Source organism: Vallitalea longa (assembly GCF_027923465.1).
GTDB classification, from domain to species: Bacteria; Bacillota; Clostridia; order Lachnospirales; family Vallitaleaceae; genus Vallitalea; species Vallitalea longa.
In genome coordinates, this window is record NZ_BRLB01000030.1 from 16,181 (window position 1) to 38,338 (window position 22,158).

Genomic DNA, 22,158 nt, shown 5'->3' on the forward strand with positions numbered 1-22,158 from the left:
TCCTATGAGATTATGTTATAATATTTACATCAGATAATAATTATCCAATAACAATAATTATTAAATATAAATATTAAAATTCAAGGAGGAAATGTTATTATGAAAAAATTTATTTGTACAATATGTGGTTATGTTCACGAAGGAGATAGTGCACCAGAAAAATGTCCTCAATGTAATGCACCAGCTAGTAAATTTGTAGAACAAACAGATACAGAAATGACTTGGGCAGATGAACATAGAATTGGTGTTGCTAAAGATGTTGATCCTGAGATTCTAGAAGGACTTAAAATGAATTTTACAGGAGAATGTACTGAAGTTGGTATGTACCTTGCAATGGCAAGACAAGCAGATAGAGAAGGTTATCCTGAAGTTGCTGAAGCTTACAAACGTATTGCTTGGGAAGAAGCAGAACATGCTGCTAAGTTTGCTGAATTATTAGGTGAAGTTGTAACTGATGATACTAAAACTAACCTTAAAATGAGAGTTGACGCTGAGCATGGCGCTTGTGCTGGTAAGAAAGAAATAGCTACAAAAGCTAAAAAATTAGGTTATGATGCTATTCATGATACAGTTCATGAAATGTGTAAAGACGAAGCTAGACATGGTATGGCATTTAAAGGATTACTCAATAGATATTTTGGATAAGAATAGATAAACACCAGATACATTAATATGATTATATTTTAGACAGTCCATGAAACGCTATTATTAAATTATATCGCTGATGTATCCATTTGTATCAGCATATTTAATAATTTGTACTTGCATATGATATTATATAAGATATAGCCTAAATCCTCATAACGGACTTAGGCTATGTTATGTACTAATCAGTGCTTTAGTAAATAAATTCTATTTTTTACTCATTTTGCTTAATTGATTTGCAAGTTCACGAGCAGTTTTAAGTGCTTCAATATCATCTTTCGCTCTTGTTCCTTTTAGCCCACACACACTATCAGTTTGCAACGAAAAAACATTTCCAATAGACTTTACTCCTAAATGCTTGAATAATGTATTTGCTGTATCTAGTGCCTTACTCAGATCGTTGGTATCTCCACCACCTACAAGAATCAATGCACCATTCTTTTTTGTCAAATTAAATTTATTGTCATTACGAATCCGCCTTGAAACAAAAAAGAATTGTAATAATTAACGCAACTGTATCCCCATTTTTTCTTGGAGAACCATTAATAATTAAAGTTTTCATAAATATTTCTCCATATCTCGTAAATAAGTTCTTCTTTAAACTCTTATATCCTGAATAATACTTTTATATAACTGTAAATTTATAATGAACATTTCATTGTGTGCATAGTTGTTATTAGTCCTTGTTTTTTATAAAACTCTATACCTCTATAATTGTCTGGAAAAACAGATAATTTTAAAGAATCTAAGTTCCTTTCTCTTCCCCATTCCTTAGAGAATTGCATTAATAAAGCTCCATAACCTTTACTACGGTATTCTTCTGCAATAACAAAATCAAAAATATAAGCATAACGTTCTTTCTTTAGACAGCTTATATTTGGTGTTTCTTTTTCAATTATAAGAATAAATCCGATTGTTTCGTCATCAATTTCGCCAAGTAAAAAATCTGTTTTTTCATTATTAATTTTATCTAAGATAAAATCATCTGGTCTTTCAGAAAGCATAAAATGATCTGGTTGATAGTATATTGCGTCTGTATCCAATAACCAATATAATTTTTTAATTATAGATAAATCATCAGTAGTTGCCTTTCTAACTATCATATCAATATCCTCCTTACATTTCTAAATTATTAGAGTAGACTTGGTAATTAGCTATTATACCATAAATAGGAGTAAATTGACATTTAGTATATATTTTATATATTGAATTATTACTACAGAAGTTCATTCCTAAATGTTATACTATCATCCATTACTGAGTTCCAATCCCATGATTTCATTCGTTCTACGAAAGCTTCTCTTGTAAACCCTCCAACTACTCCTATATCCTTTATATTAATCCATTTGTATCCATCATGTTCCTCAGAAATTGTTATTTCTCCAGATACAATTTTACTATGATATATTACACCTACAGTTTGAAATTCTTCACTAGGCATATAATTCCACGTATCAATTAGCTTAATTGGTTTTATCTGAACACCTAATTCTTCTCTTATCTCTCTAGCGAGAGTTTCTTCTGCCGTTTCTCCAAATTCCATTCTACCACCAGGTAAATCCCACCATTTATTGCCATCTATTATTTTATACATAGCCAAAAACTTATCTCCATCAATTATAAGAGCCTTTGTAGAAAAAAAGAATTGTTTCATTCAATTACTCCTTTCAAATAACTATAATTGTTTTAGCTAAATTATACCTTACATGCAAAATATAACTTTACTCTACTTTTAATTTGCTATCGCCTATTGTTATCAATATAAACACTCAATGCTTGGATTCCTTTTATTGAGCATAATGTAATTGAAAAATACATACATATTTTTAATATTAATTCTAAATAAGCCAGAATAGTAATACCAAACGCCATATCCATATTGCTCCTTCTCTAATTTCTAAATCTTTTTTATATATCCTATTATATAATAAGTTCACGTTATCACAACTTAATATTAACAAATAATTTAATAATAAGCAATAAAAAAGGACCTACCTTCAATCAAAAAAGTAAATCCTGTACCATGATATAATTATTACTGTAACAGACCCACCAATAAATTTAAAATTATTTTATCAATTCTTAAATAATGTAGAAAAAGGAATTGACGCTATCATTTATTATCAACAAATGGTGATAAATTTCTTCCAGATCATAATTTTTAATATGATTTGGATTAGCTTTTAAATCTTCTATTATATTACGGTACTCAAAATCTTCACATTTACCCGAAGTATCTATATGTATTATTTTATCAGCAACAATTTACAATGTATAATTACGCATATGCTTTATTTTTATAAATATTTAATTTACATTATTTGAATCTTCTGTTATAATATTTGTAATATGGTGTGTCCCTCGCCTGACGAATGGGGAGGCCTTTTATGAATACATTTGTTATTGTTATAGGTATCATTTTAACATTGTTAAAAATTACTGAAACTTTAATTGATATTCACATAAAGCTAAAAGGTTAGGTATTGAATGCTAAAAGCCCTTTAGATAATTCAGTACCTATCTCCTCAATCCTAGAGGGATATTTCCATATTGGAACAATATATCCGTTTCTATTATCCTCAAAATATTCTTAATTCAACTTAGTATTACCATTTTTTTATGTTAATATAATAATTGATAAGTATTTCACTTAGAAAAAAATATAGCGTGGTGTTTCACTCATATATTTTATATATTCATTTCCATATCTATTGGCACAATACTTTTCTTTTCCCAAATAAAAATGAGATGAACATTAGAATATTTTCTTTTTAATTGCAGTCATTTTAGGAAAAGTAAGTATCTTTTTCTTCGCATCTTTTGATATAAATTTAAAATAATTATAGATACTTCTCCATTAGATATGTTATCCATTTCTCTTGCAACTGAATTTTTGTTATTCCAAAAACTTCTAAATACCCAGTTGGTGATTGAATAAACTCTTTCAACTTATCATACCCACACACTGTAACAATAAATTCTATGATGGTATAAGAATATTGATAACCATCTCTATTGAAAAATGTTTCAAAATCATCACCAGTATCTAAATCTCTAAATTTAGGAATATTATTATTTTCCAATCCATTTCTAATTGTCTTTCTAATCCATTCTTGATTATTGTCTTTTGCTTCATAAGAAGCAATGCCTTCATTTAACCATCTAGGTATGTTATTATTTATTTTATTTACAATTATATGAACGAACTCATGAACCGCAGTATTTACCACACCATAAAAGTCTGTACCATATGGTGGATTTAATGGTGACGCAATCAGAATTTTACCAACTCCAATTCCACCTCTAACCCATTTAGGTGCATTAGGAAATCCTAAAGCATTAAGAAGTTCGGTATGTTCTGAATAAATCTCAACAATTAATTTTTCATTAAGCTTTTGATTATATCTATTAGTAATTCTATTATAACTATCTTCAAGAATATAAGAAACTTTTTCAATACAACTCATATCTGTTTCGGTATAGTATATTATAAATTGGTCAGTTTCTTTACTCAAATTTAACTTGTAATTACTTTTTATATTATTATCCACTTTATTTTCTCCCTTATAATTATTATTTCTTACTAGATTATATAATGTATATATTCAACAATTTTACCTAACTATAATATTACGAACATTTGCAAATACCTTTAAATAGTAATTATTACCACTGATAGTAAAAAAACTATCATGTTTTCAAAAAAATATAATAAAATAAGCTTTAACCTACATTATAACATGTTTTTCGTTATATAATAACATATACTTTCATAATAACCAATAAATAACCTATCTTCATTTAAGAAAATAGGTTGTTGCAGATTTCAATGTTAAATACTTTGTAAATCCGTTATTATGAACCAATATATTTTATAGTTTTTGTTTTTTCTTCGTAACTTATAACCACCCAACCTGAAGGATATGGACTATCACGGCTAATAATCTCAGTATATCCCAAAGGAGCACCTGTTATATTCTTAATAACTCTTGTATATTCATTGCTTTCTAAAATAACCCAATCCCAAGGTGTTGAACTCTGGATACAAGTAGTCTGGGTATAACCGAAAGGTGCACCGTTCATGTTTTTAATAGTTTTCGTATGTTTATTATATTCTATAATTACCCACCACGAAGGTACACGACTTTCCTGACTGATTATTTCCGTATGCCCAAAAGGACCACTACTTATATTTTTAATAACTCTTGTATATTGGTCACTCTCTAGAATCACCCAATTCCAAGGTATTGGACTTTGGATACAAGTAGTCTGCGTATAACCAAAAGGTGCACCGTTCATGTTTTTAATAGTTTTCGTATGTATATTATATTCTATAACTACCCACCCCAAAGGTACCTCACTATCGCGACTGACAATCTGTGTGTCACCAAATGATGCATCTGATTTTACTATCTCCAGTTGTAATTCATAATTTTCAGTGTCAAAACTACTTTGTGCTTGTATAGGAGCATCCCATATAAATACTACAGCAAGTAAGCATATCATGATTAGCGATACTTTTCTTAACATAATTATCCTCCTTCATAAAACATTTATAGTATTATAATATCAATTTATGTTTGAATATTTTGTAATTTCATGAATGAAGAATTCGCAAAAAAAGACAAGCTATTATTAAATTATCCAAACATCATCCATAGTTACTTGTCTCACTTCACAATCTATCTTTTTACTAATATCAATTAATCGTTTTTGATATTCGCAATTTTTACCTATAAAGATAGTAGAAACCTTGAGACCAAGTTCACTTACAGATATTGATTGTCCCTCTTCATTAACAATAGATATTATTCGTCCTTCTTCATCTACTAAATTCAACTTTCCATCCTCATCTTCAGATATTGACAATCCATCTAATTTATCACAACTAGAACTTTTTACTATTCTATATTCTTGTTCATGCCTCCAACTAGTATGTTTAAATAATGCTAACATATACAACCATTTGATAATTGTTTTTTTATTTGCTGCATCTTCATTATTATTAGAAACACTTAGTTGAATTAATCTTTTAATTAACTCAGTTATATCCAGTTTTTTATTTTCATATAATACTGGGTATAACTTTTCATTATCCAGCACTTCAAATTCAATACAAATGCCTCTATGATCATTAGCGTAATAGGACCACATAGGCATATTATCATAGCCATTCTCAGTGAAACTTGTAATAAGTAACTGTTGCTTGAAAGCATCATAAATCATCTTGATTAAATCTTTATCTTTACTTTCATCATTGAGGCAACCAACATATTCAAAAGGATCGTTAAGATTACTTATTTTACATAACCATAATTGATTATTTGCTAAGCTATCAAGTTTTTTATCATTTTCTTTATTTACATCGTCACTTTTATTAAGAAAGTCTATAAACTTATAGATTTTTTTAGGTATATTTTTTTTCAAATATTCTTCACTCTTCAAGTACTCTTCATTATGAATTAATCGTAAAAATTCATCTCTTATATCTTTTTTCAATATTAACCACTCCATACAAAATAATGTAGAAGATATCTAATCAAATATTTCAATTAAGTCATATCCTTTTTACTTTTCCACTTTTTATATTTAATATACTAAAATTATACTCTTAATTTTTTAATGGCTTAGATTGTACTGCATCTTTCTATGATAAATATATGATACATAAAGTTTACTGTAATTTTAATACTCTTATAAAAAATTTTCTGAATCCATTTGACCTATTATATTCCTGTTCATCCATATCATAATAATACTTATTAGTTTTTATATTGACAGATAAAGAATCAAGAGGATATCCTTTTTGAAAAATATTATGTGGTTTTGAAACTATATAGAATTTATCTGAGTTTATATCTTGACCATCATATTTATAAATAATATTGTCGTTTATAATCAAGCATATTGAATTCTTATAATAAGCTGTCAAACGACCTCCATATTTACTAGCTAAATTACTATAATAAGATTGCATACCTAAATCAGTTAAAGTCTTGCCTTTAACTCGCTTTATATAAACTCCAGGTTGGTCATCTTCATCAACATTATCAAAAAATAATCCTGAATCACATGAAAATACTGGTCTTTTCAATTGTCTATAATAAGCTTGCGCTTTAGCAATAGCATTGTCTAATGGTTCTTTCCCATTCTCATCTGCCTCTTCTAGATTTCTATCAAAGGAATTAAGGGGAATCAAATTAATATCAAGTCCTTTTAATCTTTTTACCATACTTTTATATTTACCAGGATTATATGTTCCATAGATTATGTCCATATGCTTCAACCCTTTCTTGTTATATTATGCAATATTTCGCAACTTATTTTGGACCCGTACATACTTCATATTGTAATACATTTTTTCCATCATCATCTACCAATTTTTTCTTGTACATACCATTAAATTTTTCTATAATGCGCTTTGAACCAATATTATCTTCTTCACAGGTTATTAACACTTTTTGTAATCCAATCTTTTTAGCTTCGACTAAGCCTAACTCAAGTAATTTACTTCCATAACCCTCTCTCCTACAATTAGATTTTATTTCATAACCAATATGACCTATTACTTGTAAAAAATCATTATCTACCCTATGTCTAATTCTAATTACACCAATGACTTCTTCATTATCATCTACAAGCCAATAACTACTACAAGGTACCCATCCTTCGGGTATATTAATACCTTTACTATCATTTATTTGGTCTTCAATAAATTCTTCAAAATCTATTTCTGCCTTAGTATAATGTTCATAAGATTCATATCCTGTATTCTTAACATCATTGACAAAATCAAGAAATGAATCTTTATATAATACATTTGGTTCAATCAATTTAACATTTTGCATATATCACCGTTTACCTCCAATTTTAAATTTATTACTTAACTTTCCCATTTCAATATTCTGCACAAGTAAGCTAATTAAAAGGCTTTGCAGAATAAAACTATAATTTGCTCACTTATGCATACAACTAAACCTTCTGACCTTTTTATAGCTATGTAATATTTCATAAATTAAATAATAAACTGTAGAAATAAAAATATTAAGCTTGGCCACCATCGTCTTTTTGCTTTAACAAATAACCACCCGAATATTAAGCAAAACAAACATATCCATATACATGAAGCAAGTCCTTTGCTTAAATGTCCTAGCCCCCAAGTTAATAATAATCCTATGCCACCAAAAGGAAATACAGTGTTTTTAAACCATAACTCCCCTACTTTTTGCATTAAAGCTAGTAAAAGTACTACCAACATAGATTCTACTAGATAATATATATTCTGGAAAATCCAAACGATAAAGGCTACCTCTCCGTGATTTCTATAAAATGATGAAAATTCCCGATAAAATTGTGGCAATGGTTGTGAAGAAATTATCCATTCAAAAACTGTAATAAGTATGCTTGCTACAATTGCTAGAGAAATCATTGGTAATAAATCTTTTCTTATTTCAAATGATATGATATCATTTATATTACTTCTTCTCTTTAACCATTTATAAGCAAGAACACCACCTATTATCCATAAAATAATAACTATCATCCAATGTACTACTAATACATACCACTGATTGGAGAAAAAATTTTCCATACCAATGTTATCTTGCCAAATTAACTTGTCAATAAACGATACTACTATGTCCATTCCAAGAGCTAAAAAAATTAACAATCCTAAACTAAAATAATCCATTCCACCTAATTCATTTGATTTCAATGATATCATCTCCTAACTAAATAAAATACATTATCTACTCAACTTCAAATTTTATCTCAACTTTATTGTCGTAATGTGATCCACATTCCGATAAACTAAAATCACAATATGCCGCCAAAGAATATTCTCCAACAGGTAATTTCAGTTCTTTATCCTTGTAATATTTCTCCCAATACTCACTATCATCAGCATCCTCTGACCAAGCACCAGCTTTAATAAATGGTATAGTATATACTTTTCCTTTTTCTAGAACAGTTTTCATTAAAATATCTAAGTTAATACCTTCACAATAATAATTTTCGCCATCAAATATTTTATACTTGAAATATGGTATTCCGTGCCATATCTCAACTTCATCATCATCACCTATATACTCTACCGTAGAAAAGATATCTATATGTTCTTTTGAAGTATGTATTCCATCTTGTATAAATAAAGTTACTTTAAATAATCCATCATCATTTATGTAGCTAATATATTTATTTACTTCATACACATTATTACTACTAACATCTTTACTTAGTTCATTGTTAGTCGTATTAATATTATCATTAATTACATCTGTATTATCTGCTTCTTTATTAACCGTACTATTGCTATTGCAACCACATAACAAAAAAATGCTCAAAACTATAACAACACTTAAGTTCTTCATTCTTTCACCTACTATTCATTTAATAGTTCACATTATATTTAAATATTATCAAATAATTAAATATCTAGCAACTCAAAGAATATTCTAGTCGTTAATAAAAATTAGTATTTAATGGCTATTAGTTGAATAATATTATCAATTAAGCAGATAAGAATTTATATTTTTTAGCCATGATAACATATACTTGCTAATCATTAAATTAAGATGGTAACTTCTATCTTAAGTAAAACAACAAGTCGATGTTAAAAAAATCGAACTATATAAAACACAAATAAATTCTAATTCAATTATTACCTATAGTATTTTTTATATGTTTTGATATCTGTTCTCTTTTACTCTCAAGATTTATTGGTAATGCCGTTAAATCTTCTAATGCTATCCAATTGCTGTTTTCCCACCAATCAGGAACAACAAGGGAAAAATGTGAAAAATACTTACAATTAGAACACCAAATCCATATTGCTCCTTTATGAACATGCTCCTTATATCTATGCATATAGAAATTTAATTCCTGTGTAGAACATATTGGACATATTAAAGGATATTGTGATATGCGTTTATGTACAATAAAATTTAAAATATTATCAAGTCTATCATCATCATCTCTCCACATATTACATCCTCCAAATTCAACAAAATTTCCTATAATCATGTTATTTCATCCTATCGTTTTTATCTCAAAAGTTGAAAATAATCATATTTTATTAATCATTTATCTTTTTTTTACTATAATATGAATATGTTCCGTAGCATCTCTATATTGTGGCATTTCACAGCATTTAACTGCTGATGCCATAAAGTTCTCATAGACTTCTGGCATATTTTTATATAACTCATTAATCTGAGCCTTTAATCCCGATAAAAAGCTTTCAACTCCAGCATAAGATACTATTTTGAACCCTGCTTTCTTTACTTCTGCTAGAGCTAAAGATGGTATAGTGAAATAAGATTCTGTAAAACCTTCTAGACAACTTAACTTTAAATCTCCATTAACGTATTTCTGAAAATATTCTATGTTCTCGAAGATCTCTGGAAACTCACTCACTCCTGCTTTAAGTGCCCCCCATGTATTGATATATGATATTAGTCCTACTCCATCTTTTTTTAAGATTCTATATGTATCCTTGAGTACTTTCATTCTATCCTTCTCTTCATGAAGATGATATAAGGGTCCCATAAGCAAAATACCATCAAAACTTTCATCCTCAAAAGAATCCAATTCCAAAGCACTTTTACAATGGTATCCTTCAGAACTCAAACCTGCTTCTTTTATTTTGTCTCTTGCTATATCTAATTCATTGTTGGATATATCTAATAATGAAAGCTTATAACCTTTCTTTAATAGTTCCAAAGAATATCTTCCTGGTCCTGATCCAATATCCAGAATGTAACCTGTTTCGGGAAAATATTTCTCAATTAGATACATTGAACTTCTAAACTCAATATTTGTGTATGGATTACCTAGTCTATTCCATTCAAGCTCAGCATTATCATTATAATAATTTTTTACTATACTATTCATACTTGACTCCTCTCCATTACAGTACTCTACACTCATATTAAAATATATTAATTCAACTACCATTCCGTCACTATTCTCTTAATTAGTCTAAATCTATTAATTTAATAATTTCTTCAACAACAAGATTATGTTGTTCCTCCCTACTAATTGAACTTTCACCATCTCCTTTTTGAAATCCATAATAACCAAAGTTAGAATGGTTACCATTGAGATTAACGTAATCAGTACTATCAGGCAATAACTCCTTTGACTTATTATAGTTGTCTAGGTTCATTATTTTGTCGTTGATTGCCCTTACAGACAATACTTTAATATCTTGTTTTGATAAATCAGTAGAATCACTAGGATATGCTCCCATCAATATCAATCCTTCTATTGGCTTAGAAGATTTATCTACATACATTGATGCACTTGCACCACCTAATGAATGACCTCCTATATACCAATCCTTATCATTATTATATTCTTCATATATTTTGTCAAAAGCATCAATATTCAATATGGCGAGATTGAAAGGCATATACGGTATAAAGACACGAATACCCTTCTTTGCTAATTTTTCTCCCAAAACAGCATATGCTTCTGTTTCAACTAATCCTCCTTGATAAAAAACAAAATTAGCATTTACATCACCTTCTGGTGTAATAATTATGGTATTATTTTCTTTTATGACATTTTCTTGCTTCATTATCTCTTTAGCTTGTTCCATACTACTATAAGTCTTAAATTTAATGACTAACCAAGTTGCCAATAAAAGTATTAGTATAATAACACCAGATACTTTTAAGACTCTTCTAGATTTATGACTCTTTTTCAATTAATCACCTCATTCCATTAAATCATTCTATGTATCAATCAATAAATATCTTTAATTGATTATACATAATATTATTTATATTTTCAAATCAACTTTTATTCAATACATGTGTAGATAACTCTCCTTTTCATTACACTCTCTACTACTAAAAAATGCAAAACAGAAATAAATATCTTTTTTGCATTTAGTAAATTATAAACTAACATTTATTTAATTAATATCTTTTTTTCTTTTTATCATTAAATAGCAAATGCAGAATAGAAATAAATTTCTATCCTGCATTAGAACTATAATCTACATATCGATTAGAATCTGTCTGCTGCACTTGGATTTTGTTCTATAGGACCTTGATTACCTTTTTCTATCATAAAACTACCCTCCTTTAACTATGTATTTGTTAATTTCATAATACTTATAATTATTTGATAAAAATTATTAAGCAATTTTTATCAAGATAATTAACTTCTATGTATTTTACCGAAATTATACCAGTAACATTTATTATCAAAAGCATAATTAAACATTATAAATTGTTTAAATTGTATGAATTAATATCAATATATACAATTTTATCATATTTTCGATTTATTTTCAATATTAATTTAATAATATATGCAATCTAATTTTTTTATATATTTAACATCTTTTTATATTAATTAAATATTTAAAACCATTATAGCGTTATTTTTTTACTTATACTGAAATTACTTTTTATAATATACATCAAATCCATTGATGTTATTAATAATATTTTGTTATTAGGACAAAATACTATCATATATTAATTGACAGGTATATATATATCAATACAGCACAAAATAAACTTATAAACTAACTATCAAAGGAATGATAAAATGCAAAATATCAACATAAGAATTGACGGTATAAAAAATGAAACTGAAAAACAGCACATAAAAAATGCATTGGATAAAATAGATGGAATTAATGAAATAGCAGTTAATCCTGCTAAAAGGACAATTCAAGTATCTTACAATCCTCCATCAACAGAAGAAGAAATAATAGAATGTATTAGATCTATGGGACATGATATTAATTATTCATATGACTTTAATGATTTTAAATATTAGTTGCAATCAATAAATGTATCTACCTTATGTCATAGGTTCAAAGGGAAAAATGAAATAACTGTATCATATTTCTTTATTAAAAAAAGCGAACTACTAGTTTTGTAAAATTATGAATGTAGTTCACTTTTTATTGCACAAATATAATTTAATTTCAACAATGACTTCTATATAGAATTATTTTATTGATAGAAATATTTGCAATATTTGTATGTAATCAATTATTAAAAAGATTACTTAACTGATACCATACATCAAACCCAGCTTCTTTTCCAATTTTACTATAATAATTAGGCATAGTACCTAATCTCCACAATGATATACCACCCATATTATAATTGTTGGCTAATTTTATTTTGGCTAATACACTGATCCAGTTTTCATACCACATAAAATTCTTTTGATTATTGGTATTAGTATAAATCAAATATGGGTTTTGATAGTTATCACTATAGTATAATAAATCTTCGATTTTAACATTTTTAGCTAGTTCCTTACATATTCTATTATAGATTTTATCATAAGAAGGTGTAAACTTGGCATAATTCTCTCCTTGATCAATCCATTGAGCACTTCCAAAGTTGATCTGTAATAATAGTTTTCTTTTATTATTATCTCCAACTATTTGAATCAAATCTTTAATATCTTTTTCAATTTCGTCAATAGGAGTTAATGGATCAGTAATAATATTATTAAAAGTACTTGATTTTACTTTCATATCATAATCATGTTCCATTAGAATAGCATAATCAACCACATCTAGAATCTCCTTGAACTTATAACTAACATGATATTTATAGGATGGTAATGCTACATACACTGTTTTTTTACCTAATCTATCCTTTAAAGACTTCAAAAACTTAACAAAATCATCTTGATCTTCTCCGTTGACATTTTCAAAATCAATTGTCACACCATCAAAGGACAAATCTTTATAACTGATGTTTGTACCATTAACAATACTAACTATATCATCAATTATACTATCCATATCATTAAAGATAGCTTTAAAATAATCATTTCTATTGCCATTATCATTAACATATATCATGAGTTGTCTAGGCATATTACCCATTTTATTTAATGGTTTTTCATATGAATCAGGTATCTTATAATCTGCACCATCAAATACTAATTCTACTCCATCACCAACTTGGTCTATTCTACTCCACCCAAATGATAATGAATCAAAATTACTTAAGGTTCCACTATTATACATGTCGTTGAATTGATTCAAAGACGATAAAGCATAAAACCCATGCAATACAAAATCTTCTTTCAATTGCAATTTTTCATCATTGTCCCTAGGAGTTATTTTTATGTTTTTATCTTCAACAAGTATATCTTTACCTAATATATCTGCCATTTTACTGATTGGCATATATATATCACTATTATAATTAATCCCATCTATATCCTTACTTGTTTTTTCATTGGTAACTGTATAGGTTTCTATGTAATCGTCAGATGTTTGTGCAAAAGTAGTTTTTGCATTAGATATACTTGTAGGAATTAGTGAGCTAACTAGTAAAATACATACCAGCAACTTATAACCTCTCTTAAAAATCATATTTAATCACCTCATCTTTTATTTTAACAATTATATATATTATACCCCACAATCATTAAATTGTGGGGCACTTTTCATAAATTAATTATTCTTTTTCTATTTTTATAAAACATATAAGAGGATCGCCATCTTCATCATCATTATTATTGCTACGAAGTAATTCAACATCCAATAAACCATCTGTGACAATAACATTATTATAAACTTTTGTATTAACAGTATTAGTAGGAACATAATTAGTTTCCAAGACTTCCTCTTCAATAACTACATCCATCTTACGATTATTATTGTTGTAAGGGTCTTTAAATCCTAATGTTACTCTATAGGTACCTTGATCCACTTGAAACTTATAACTGAGCCCTGTCCCTATTGTATCCCCTTCATCTGTACGACAGCTATCATAATTATTACTACCTGTATCATTAGTCCATGTATCTCCATAAGAACTATAACCCCAATTGTAATTAGTCTGAGAATCTGTGCCATAAGGTTGATCTTCATTACTATTTCTTGTTCCTAATAATTCACCTTGTTCAAAAATATATGGGGTATCGTCTCCACAATCTACATAGTACATTAACTCATGTTCATATACTGCAAATTCCCAAAAGCTAGCCCAAACATCTGTTTCTAGTCCAGTTATCGTTATTTTAACATATCTGGCATCTACAGGTTCAAATACATCTTTCTGTACTTGACTTATATTAACATTATTTGTTTTGTCTACAACAGTTGTCCAATTACTATTGTCTATAGACACGTCTATCTTATAATCATATCTCGTACCAGATTTTTCCCAGTTAACTTGAGTTGCATCTATTTTGGTTACTTCTCCTAGATCTATTCCCCACCAATGATTGGTATTACCATCATTGGCACACCATCTTGTATTATAATTACCGTCAGCACCTTTAGCCTTTCTATTATGTGACTCTTCAGAATCACACATAGTTCCTTTTCCTATAGCAATATTCTCTTTTGACGTAGGGACATACTCATACACTCCAAATTCCCAGAAACTGGCCCAGACATCTGTTTCTAGTCCAGTTATCGTTATTTTAACATATCTGGCATCTGTAGGATTAAATTGATCTCTTTGTATTTGATTAGTATTAGTATTACCAGTTTTATCTACAACAGTTGTCCAATTATTATTATCAATGGAAGTTTCAATTTTATATCTGTATCTTTTACCAGGTTTTTCCCAATAGACTTGTGTTGTATTTATTTCTTTCAATTCACCTAGATCAACTTTCCACCAATGATTGTTATTACCATCATTAGCACACCATCTTGTATAATTATTACCGTCGGCACCTTCTTCTTTTGGATTTTCAATCTCTTCTGAATCACCTGTAATCATCTTACCTATTGCAAGATTTTTTCTTGTTTCTGATGTTTTTATATCACTGTATTTTCTATCGGCTATATCCATAAGTGTCGATGTATCATCTGTTTCCGTAGGTGCTATCTTGAAATAATATTCATATGGTTTATCAGCGTGGATTTTATATTTATCATGAGGTTGAGCTCCCCAACTATTATCTCCACCTACACCTCTTTGTCTATGATTAATTTTTAGTATAGTATTGTCTATCTCATTTAACTCATAGGGATGTTTTTTACTCATTAGTTCTGCATCTGTATAATGAAGTGCGTTAATCTCTAATGTAGGTAACCCAGAGATAAGCAAACCTTTTCCTTCATCATTGACTAGAGCGGCCCATCTGACATCAGTACGATTTCCTGTCTCTTGTGGTTCTAAGTATGGGATAAAATTATCTGTAACAGTAGTTTCATACGTTCTTACATTATAACCAGTATTACGGTCAATATAATTCTCTTCTGGTCCTCTTCCATAATATTTCAGATATTCAAATTCACTAGGTAACTCCACTAGCATACCTATCTCAGGTATTTCAGGAAGATCATTTCCTGGAATAAATTTTGCCTTAATTACTATATTTGCGTCACCATATACATAATACGTTATATGATAAGTAGATGGATTGCTTGTTGGTATATTGTATTTCTCTACTATCCTGATTTTTTTATCTGAGAATGGAGTAACCTCTGTTGAAATCAATTGTCTATTAGCTCCAGCATCTTGCCACGTTATAGCAGTATTACCAAAATTATGTCCTTTATCATTATCAAGTGGCGCTCTCCAGAAATTAGGAATCAGATTACTTGATATTAAATGATCGTGTCTATAATAATAATCATCTATACCTCCATTTATTTTATCAAAAGCAACATAAAAATCAGTACCAGCTATTATTACATCTTGGTCATTTTCATTAAAATTCAGTTCATTAAGACTATTCTCATCTATCGCTTCTAATTCAGGTACTTCGTAAGGCATTTTAAATTGATTTATAGCGACTACATGTCCCTCTTCTGCCCATTCAACATCATTAACTCTAATAAGTATTTTAAGCCAATATTCTTTACCTGCCTTAATTTCAGGTTGTGTTATTGGTAACGTAATTACACTTGACGTACCTGGTTCAATATCTAATTGCTGATCAGTAAAATCACCTCTCTGTAGAACTTTATCATCTTCTAATAATATCCAATGACCCCAATACTTATTAACATTAGTAAATAGATGATCATTTTGTATACGTATTTCATTATTGGATAAGTCTTCATCTATAATCTTAATGTCTTGATATATTTGTTTTACCTGCACTATCTCAGGCTGTAATTTTCTATCGGGCATTACTAATCCATTGGCACAGAAGTTATCATCCTCTCTTTGAATAGCATAGTCTTCGTTAAAATCTCCAGCATATGCAAAATATTCTTCACCATCATCACTTACCTTAGTAATAGCCTGGTCAACAAAATCCCATATGAAACCACCTTGCAAATTATCATACTTCTCAATTACATCCCAATATTCTTGTAGATTACCAACGCTGTTACCCATGGCATGAGCGTACTCGCAAAGAATAAAAGGCTTGGAATTATCTGATTTACCATAGTTCTCTACAGTTTCAACAGAAGCATACATTTCACTTGTAATATCAGCGACATTATTGTATCCCTGATAATGTATAATCCTCGTAGGATCTGCTTCCCTCGCATAATTAGCCATATGTGCAAAATTACTACCCGAGCCTGCTTCATTTCCTAATGACCATATCAAGACTGAAGGATGGTTTTTATCCCTCTCTACCATACTTCTCATACGGTCAACACAATTATCTCGGTAACTTGTTAAATTTCTTGGAATAGTACTCATGGCTCCATGAGTTTCTAGATTACATTCATCAATTAAATATATACCATACTCATCACATAAATCATACCATTCAGGATCATTAGGATAATGACTTGTCCTAACAGCATTTATATTATGTTGTTTCATTATCTTGATATCTTCTATCATAGTATCCCTATCAAGACTTCTTCCTTGTTCCGGATGTAATTCATGTCTATTGACACCTTTGAACATAATAGGTTTCCCATTGATTTTCATTTGGCCACCATCAATTTCAAATTCTCTGAAACCAACTCTGGAACTTTCAGTTTCTATGATATTATTTTGATTGTCTATCAAAGAAAGTACTACTGTATATAGATATGGTGTTTCTGCCGACCATTGATTAGGATTGTATAACAGTTGTTGTGGTCCTTCTACAGTAGTTCTGCTATCTTGAAAATCAATGTTATTCTGATGACCCATTACCTCATTTCCTTCTGCATCATATAACATATATTCTAGTTTATAACCAATAGGAGACGTGCCCATGAAATGTCTTATCTCTGCATCTATTTTTAACGTAGCATTTCTATATTCATGTATGAAATCTGTAACTACTGTAAAATCTTCAATATGTACTTTTGGTGTAGAAAATAGGAATACATCTCTGAATATACCACTGAGTCTAAAGAAATCTTGGTCCTCCATCCAACTGCCATCACACCATCTGAATACTTGTACTGATATTGTATTTACTCCGTCACGTAGATAAGGAGTAATCAAGAAATCTTTTGATGTAAAACTATCCTCACCATAACCTACAAACTGTTCATTTATCCAAACATAACAATTGGATTCTACACCTTCAAAAGATAAAAATATCTCTCTATTTTCCCAGCCATTAGGAACTGTAAATTCTCTCTTGTAAGAACCAACTGGATTATATACTGTTGGAGCATTAGGTTGAGATAGATAAGGTTCATGACCTTTCCAAGGATAAGTAATATTAGTATATATAGGATAATCATAACCTTTTAACTGCCAACTGCTAGGAACTTCAATATCATCCCAATTAGTAATATTATAAGAATCTTGATAGAAATTACCTGGTCTATCTGCAGGCCTATCCACTAAATTAAATTTCCAAGTTCCATTCAACGATTGATAATATGGTGATTCCTTCATATTATAGTTCTTGGCCTGCTGTACATTGTCATAAGGTATTAGGGTTGCATGTGCTGGTTCCCGATTAAGTTGAAATGATGTCTGATCATTCTTCCATTCTTCAAATGTTACAGCCATAGCACTCTGAGATGTTAAGACACAAGTAAATAATAAGAAAGTGATTAGAAAAACTTTTTTCATATACTTTCCTCCCTTGTAATAATAAAAAATACCCTAGTAAAATTATTCTGTATATTAATTTTACACAAGTATTTCTAGCTACTATATTATCATATATTTACAATTAATTCAATATAATAATTTTTGTCATTATTAGGAATATTTTATACTATTTTTATTATATATAGTTCATATCGCTATGATATGTATTTATAATTCATTCTAGATACAGTTTACTTTCATTTGATCTTAACCATTTTTTTTCTTCTTCATAATTTGGCAAAACACTTCTTACTAGATTCCAAAAATCCTTAGAATGATTAAGATGTATCAAATGACTCATCTCATGAACTACAATATAATCTATAACAGATATTTTAGCCATTGATAATTTCAAATTAAAGTTTAGATTCTTCAATGAACTACAGCTACCCCATCTTGTCTTTTGTTTTTTCACTCTAATATTATTAGGTTGTATTTTAAAATATTTTTGATAATATTTAATTCTAGCATTTATTATTTTAAGAGTCTCGTGTCTATAAAAATATTCTATCAATGATTTAATACATTCTTTATCATTTGAATTTGTTGTAACCTTTAATGAATAATCCTTGATTTCTACTACTGGACGATTTATTTTATTATTAACCACTATATCTAATGGATATTCTTTACCTAGAAATAAGAACAACTCTCCATTTTGGTATTTCTTCTCATGTATCTTATAATGTTTAACTTCATCAAGTTTATTAATTATCCAATTGCCTTTACTCTCAACTAGCTCCTTCAGTTTATTTTTATCTATACCTATAGGAGCCCTGACAATAACATTTTTATCTCTATTAATATGAATAGCTATAGTTTTTCGTTTACTATATACAACCATATATTCAATCTCTTTAGAGTTATAATAAAATTTCATTTATCCTCCCTTATCAACCACCCAATGTAACATCTGTCGTTTGATACCATCTCAATGCTTCTTTGAAGTGATCTGTTTTAAAATCTGGCCAATACTCATCAATTACATATATATCTGAATATACTGACTGAACAGGTAAAAAACCACTTAATCTTCTTCTACCTCCCCATCTTATGATTAAATCTATTCTAGATATATCAGAAGAAGCAATATTATTGATACCGTTATTAAGGTCCCATTTCCAATCATAGTTGACTAAAAAATTAATGTTAATAAGTCCCTTACCGAACTTAACTCTTTTATTAGCATATTTTAATAACTCTTTTGGAAATACATCTGACACGCTATTCCCTACTATCAATAGATTAGCATCTCTATTAGCCAAATTATTGACCGCTTTTATGCAAGCATCTATAAAAGCTGCTTTTTGATTAGATGGTCTTTTGGTATTGTCCTGAGTAAAACCATAAAATGTAGCTTCTTTAATGCCATAATCTATCATTGTTTCGTATAAATGAAACCCTGGGTCTATACCGAAATAATAACCATCCTTTTTGTCCATATTATGGCCTACAGCCCATCTTCTATTACCATCTGGTATAATTCCTATATGTTTAGGTATTCTCTTGAATGTCTCTTTATTATTCATTATTAATCTCCTTATAATTATCCTCTATTATAAAAATATTTACATTTAGATAGATATCTATTCATAATTAGAAGGATTTTATAATCAAACTTAGTTTGCTCAATAATATTATCAACTTGACATTATAGAATATCCTTCAATTGACTTAAAGAATATATCTCATATGTAGGATTTATATTAGTATCATTACTTATGTTATCTAAATTCAACCAACATGTATGAATTCCATAATTAATACCACCTTGTATATCTGCTGTAAGGGAATCTCCAATCATAATGACACTGTTCTTATCACTATGATTTACCAGATTAAATGTATAATCATAGATAAGAGGATCCGGTTTATTGACCCCTACCTCTTCTGATACTACCATATCATCAATATAATCTTTAACATCTGATCTACCTAATCTTGAACTCTGAACTTTTTTTATACCATTAGTTAAAATTACAACCTTATATCCTTTATCTTTTAGATACTTACAAATATCTTCAGCTCCATCTATGAGAAAATTACATTCACTTAGGCTCAACAAATAGTTTTCACTAAATTCTTGAGCATCAAAATCCAACTCATATTCATCAAATAATCTTTGGAATCTTTCATATCTTAACTTATCTTTAGTGATATTACCTTTTTCCAGTTCAAGCCATAGATTAAGATTAATAGTTTTATATCGCTTACTGATTTCTTCTATATTCCCTTTATATGAAAATTTTTTAAATGCTTCCCCTAAAGCATATTTTTCAGCCATGTTATAATTAAACAATGTTCCATCAGCATCAAGTAGAACTACTTCATACATAATATTTTTATCCCCTTCCTTTATATGAATTCCATTCAATCATATCAAATGGAATTCATTATATCAATAGAAAAAGAGCCTAATAGATTAAAAAACTGCCCTTCGGCAGCTTAATATATCCTAAACTCAATTTTTGATACTCAATACTCTATGTATACAAATATGTAACGCTACATACCTAAGCTCTAGGATGAGCTTTAGTATAGACTTCTTTTAACCTATTATTAGACATCCTAGCATATATCTGAGTAGTAGATATATCTGAATGCCCTAACATTTCTTGTACTGAACGAAGGTCAGCTCCATTTTCAACAAGATGTGTCGCAAAAGAATGCCTAAGTATATGTGGTGTAATTTTTTTATATATACCAGCTTTATTAGCATATGATTTAACTATTTTCCAAAAACCCTGCCTGCTCATTTTATGACCCAAGCAACTGACGAACAAGAAATCTTCATTAGGATCTTCTATCATTATGTCTCTAGCTGATTTTAGATATTTAACTAGAGCATCTTTTGATACTTGCCCTATGGGAATAGCCCTTTCCTTCTTCTTATTATCTCTGCATTTGATATAGCCTAAATTAATGCTTACGTCGTCTTTTTTTAGATTAATCAATTCAGATACACGTATACCTGTCGCATATAATACTTCTAACATTGCTTTATCACGTATACCTTTACAATCATCATCATTTGGTTGGCTTAGCAAAATATCTACTTCCTCCATAGTTAATACTTCCGGTAATTTTTTTTCTATCTTAGGAGATATTAAATTACTTGAAGGATCTTGTTCAATTATATTATTTTTATATAGATATCTGAAATAGCAATGCATTGAAGCTACATTTCTAGATATCGTTGATGGTGCTTTCCCCATCTTTTCTAAATATATTAAATAAGAATTAAGATTAGTATTAGTTATTTTACCAACGGTTAGAGAATTAGATTCGATGTAGTTAATCAAATTATTAACATCCCTTTTATAGGATGCTATTGTATTAGGTGACGAACCTTTTTCAGTTTTTAAATAGTCTAAGAACTTAGATACAGTATTTCTCATTATTTTCTTCCTTTGCAGTACTTCATATATCTTAGATTATAATATATTTTACTCCAAAAGTCGAATATTTTTTACATATTTATGGCAGAGATGTACCATTTTACTAATTGAGGATTGATATAAGTCTCTATAATACCACCTACGATAGTGAATAT

General features: G+C 28.8%; 22 protein-coding genes. 2 read left to right on the top strand and 20 right to left on the bottom strand.

Annotated elements, in window-relative coordinates:
* Nucleotides 1–99: 99 nt before the first annotated feature.
* Complete coding sequence (locus tag QMG30_RS24110) at nucleotides 100–645, top strand: NADH peroxidase (RefSeq protein ID WP_281819743.1); 546 nt, start codon at nucleotides 100–102, stop codon at nucleotides 643–645.
* A gap of 207 nt (nucleotides 646–852) precedes the next feature.
* On the opposite strand, the gene QMG30_RS24115 is transcribed toward QMG30_RS24110, so the two are convergent.
* From QMG30_RS24115 to QMG30_RS24180, 14 genes are all read right to left on the bottom strand, one after another.
* Nucleotides 853–1,095 (bottom strand): hypothetical protein, encoded by a 243-nt coding sequence (locus tag QMG30_RS24115; RefSeq protein WP_281819744.1) that lies wholly within the window; start codon nucleotides 1,093–1,095, stop codon nucleotides 853–855.
* 191 nt (nucleotides 1,096–1,286) lie between these two features.
* Nucleotides 1,287–1,748, bottom strand: coding sequence for a GNAT family N-acetyltransferase (locus QMG30_RS24120; protein ID WP_281819746.1), 462 nt, complete (start codon nucleotides 1,746–1,748; stop codon nucleotides 1,287–1,289).
* A 113-nt stretch (nucleotides 1,749–1,861) separates the two neighbouring features.
* Nucleotides 1,862–2,299, bottom strand: a complete 438-nt coding sequence (locus QMG30_RS24125) for an NUDIX hydrolase (RefSeq protein WP_281819747.1) — start codon at nucleotides 2,297–2,299, stop codon at nucleotides 1,862–1,864.
* Between the two features lie 86 nt (nucleotides 2,300–2,385).
* A complete protein-coding gene (locus tag QMG30_RS24130; protein ID WP_281819749.1) occupies nucleotides 2,386–2,523 on the bottom strand; it encodes a hypothetical protein in 138 nt (45 codons plus the stop codon).
* Nucleotides 2,524–3,485: 962 nt separating this feature from the next.
* The gene (locus QMG30_RS24135) at nucleotides 3,486–4,196 is read right to left on the bottom strand and encodes a peptidase MA family metallohydrolase (protein WP_281819751.1); all 711 of its coding nucleotides are present in this window, start codon (nucleotides 4,194–4,196) and stop codon (nucleotides 3,486–3,488) included.
* Between the two features lie 304 nt (nucleotides 4,197–4,500).
* Nucleotides 4,501–5,175, bottom strand: coding sequence for a hypothetical protein (locus QMG30_RS24140; protein WP_281819753.1), 675 nt, complete (start codon nucleotides 5,173–5,175; stop codon nucleotides 4,501–4,503).
* 105 nt (nucleotides 5,176–5,280) lie between these two features.
* Nucleotides 5,281–6,144, bottom strand: coding sequence for a DUF2971 domain-containing protein (locus QMG30_RS24145; RefSeq protein ID WP_281819755.1), 864 nt, complete (start codon nucleotides 6,142–6,144; stop codon nucleotides 5,281–5,283).
* Between the two features lie 175 nt (nucleotides 6,145–6,319).
* Nucleotides 6,320–6,922: a non-canonical purine NTP pyrophosphatase gene (locus QMG30_RS24150; protein ID WP_281819756.1), complete on the bottom strand. Its 603-nt coding sequence runs from the start codon at nucleotides 6,920–6,922 to the stop codon at nucleotides 6,320–6,322.
* A 43-nt stretch (nucleotides 6,923–6,965) separates the two neighbouring features.
* A complete protein-coding gene (locus QMG30_RS24155; protein WP_281819757.1) occupies nucleotides 6,966–7,493 on the bottom strand; it encodes a GNAT family N-acetyltransferase in 528 nt (175 codons plus the stop codon).
* A 167-nt stretch (nucleotides 7,494–7,660) separates the two neighbouring features.
* A complete protein-coding gene (locus QMG30_RS24160) occupies nucleotides 7,661–8,359 on the bottom strand; it encodes a hypothetical protein (protein WP_281819760.1) in 699 nt (232 codons plus the stop codon).
* Between the two features lie 34 nt (nucleotides 8,360–8,393).
* The gene (locus QMG30_RS24165) at nucleotides 8,394–9,014 is read right to left on the bottom strand and encodes a hypothetical protein (RefSeq protein WP_281819762.1); all 621 of its coding nucleotides are present in this window, start codon (nucleotides 9,012–9,014) and stop codon (nucleotides 8,394–8,396) included.
* A gap of 283 nt (nucleotides 9,015–9,297) precedes the next feature.
* A complete protein-coding gene (locus QMG30_RS24170) occupies nucleotides 9,298–9,666 on the bottom strand; it encodes a hypothetical protein (RefSeq protein WP_281819763.1) in 369 nt (122 codons plus the stop codon).
* Between the two features lie 60 nt (nucleotides 9,667–9,726).
* Nucleotides 9,727–10,536, bottom strand: a complete 810-nt coding sequence (locus QMG30_RS24175) for a class I SAM-dependent methyltransferase (RefSeq protein ID WP_281819764.1) — start codon at nucleotides 10,534–10,536, stop codon at nucleotides 9,727–9,729.
* Between the two features lie 82 nt (nucleotides 10,537–10,618).
* Nucleotides 10,619–11,353: an alpha/beta hydrolase gene (locus QMG30_RS24180; protein WP_281819765.1), complete on the bottom strand. Its 735-nt coding sequence runs from the start codon at nucleotides 11,351–11,353 to the stop codon at nucleotides 10,619–10,621.
* Between the two features lie 854 nt (nucleotides 11,354–12,207).
* On the opposite strand from QMG30_RS24180, the gene QMG30_RS24185 reads away from it, so the two are divergent.
* Nucleotides 12,208–12,441 (top strand): heavy-metal-associated domain-containing protein, encoded by a 234-nt coding sequence (locus QMG30_RS24185; RefSeq protein ID WP_281819766.1) that lies wholly within the window; start codon nucleotides 12,208–12,210, stop codon nucleotides 12,439–12,441.
* 214 nt (nucleotides 12,442–12,655) lie between these two features.
* Here QMG30_RS24185 and QMG30_RS24190 read toward each other — a convergent pair whose 3' ends face one another.
* From QMG30_RS24190 to xerD, 6 genes are all read right to left on the bottom strand, one after another.
* The gene (locus QMG30_RS24190) at nucleotides 12,656–14,008 is read right to left on the bottom strand and encodes a glycosyl hydrolase family 18 protein (protein WP_281819767.1); all 1,353 of its coding nucleotides are present in this window, start codon (nucleotides 14,006–14,008) and stop codon (nucleotides 12,656–12,658) included.
* A gap of 85 nt (nucleotides 14,009–14,093) precedes the next feature.
* A complete protein-coding gene (lacZ, locus tag QMG30_RS24195; RefSeq protein ID WP_281819768.1) occupies nucleotides 14,094–18,584 on the bottom strand; it encodes a beta-galactosidase, LacZ type in 4,491 nt (1,496 codons plus the stop codon).
* A gap of 196 nt (nucleotides 18,585–18,780) precedes the next feature.
* Entirely contained in the window at nucleotides 18,781–19,485 is a 705-nt protein-coding gene (locus tag QMG30_RS24200) for a M48 family metallopeptidase (RefSeq protein ID WP_281819769.1), read from the bottom strand.
* A gap of 13 nt (nucleotides 19,486–19,498) precedes the next feature.
* Nucleotides 19,499–20,134, bottom strand: coding sequence for an undecaprenyl diphosphate synthase family protein (locus QMG30_RS24205; RefSeq protein WP_281819770.1), 636 nt, complete (start codon nucleotides 20,132–20,134; stop codon nucleotides 19,499–19,501).
* Between the two features lie 122 nt (nucleotides 20,135–20,256).
* Nucleotides 20,257–20,940: a YjjG family noncanonical pyrimidine nucleotidase gene (locus QMG30_RS24210; RefSeq protein WP_281819771.1), complete on the bottom strand. Its 684-nt coding sequence runs from the start codon at nucleotides 20,938–20,940 to the stop codon at nucleotides 20,257–20,259.
* Between the two features lie 178 nt (nucleotides 20,941–21,118).
* Nucleotides 21,119–22,003: a site-specific tyrosine recombinase XerD gene (gene xerD, locus QMG30_RS24215; RefSeq protein ID WP_281819772.1), complete on the bottom strand. Its 885-nt coding sequence runs from the start codon at nucleotides 22,001–22,003 to the stop codon at nucleotides 21,119–21,121.
* Between the last annotated feature and the right edge of the window lie 155 nt (nucleotides 22,004–22,158).

Bases quoted from the DNA above. Each gene is read 5' to 3' on its own strand.
- QMG30_RS24110 (WP_281819743.1), top strand. From the start codon at position 100: ATGAAAAAATTTATTTGTACAATATGTGGTTATGTTCACGAAGGAGAT.
- QMG30_RS24120 (WP_281819746.1), bottom strand. From the start codon at position 1,748: ATGATAGTTAGAAAGGCAACTACTGATGATTTATCTATAATTAAAAAA.
- QMG30_RS24125 (WP_281819747.1), bottom strand. From the start codon at position 2,299: ATGAAACAATTCTTTTTTTCTACAAAGGCTCTTATAATTGATGGAGAT.
- QMG30_RS24130 (WP_281819749.1), bottom strand. From the start codon at position 2,523: ATGGATATGGCGTTTGGTATTACTATTCTGGCTTATTTAGAATTAATA.
- QMG30_RS24140 (WP_281819753.1), bottom strand. From the start codon at position 5,175: ATGTTAAGAAAAGTATCGCTAATCATGATATGCTTACTTGCTGTAGTA.
- QMG30_RS24150 (WP_281819756.1), bottom strand. From the start codon at position 6,922: ATGGACATAATCTATGGAACATATAATCCTGGTAAATATAAAAGTATG.
- QMG30_RS24155 (WP_281819757.1), bottom strand. From the start codon at position 7,493: ATGCAAAATGTTAAATTGATTGAACCAAATGTATTATATAAAGATTCA.
- QMG30_RS24165 (WP_281819762.1), bottom strand. From the start codon at position 9,014: ATGAAGAACTTAAGTGTTGTTATAGTTTTGAGCATTTTTTTGTTATGT.
- QMG30_RS24170 (WP_281819763.1), bottom strand. From the start codon at position 9,666: ATGATTATAGGAAATTTTGTTGAATTTGGAGGATGTAATATGTGGAGA.
- QMG30_RS24175 (WP_281819764.1), bottom strand. From the start codon at position 10,536: ATGAATAGTATAGTAAAAAATTATTATAATGATAATGCTGAGCTTGAA.
- QMG30_RS24185 (WP_281819766.1), top strand. From the start codon at position 12,208: ATGCAAAATATCAACATAAGAATTGACGGTATAAAAAATGAAACTGAA.
- QMG30_RS24190 (WP_281819767.1), bottom strand. From the start codon at position 14,008: ATGATTTTTAAGAGAGGTTATAAGTTGCTGGTATGTATTTTACTAGTT.
- lacZ (WP_281819768.1), bottom strand. From the start codon at position 18,584: ATGAAAAAAGTTTTTCTAATCACTTTCTTATTATTTACTTGTGTCTTA.
- QMG30_RS24200 (WP_281819769.1), bottom strand. From the start codon at position 19,485: ATGAAATTTTATTATAACTCTAAAGAGATTGAATATATGGTTGTATAT.
- QMG30_RS24205 (WP_281819770.1), bottom strand. From the start codon at position 20,134: ATGAATAATAAAGAGACATTCAAGAGAATACCTAAACATATAGGAATT.
- QMG30_RS24210 (WP_281819771.1), bottom strand. From the start codon at position 20,940: ATGTATGAAGTAGTTCTACTTGATGCTGATGGAACATTGTTTAATTAT.
- xerD (WP_281819772.1), bottom strand. From the start codon at position 22,003: ATGAGAAATACTGTATCTAAGTTCTTAGACTATTTAAAAACTGAAAAA.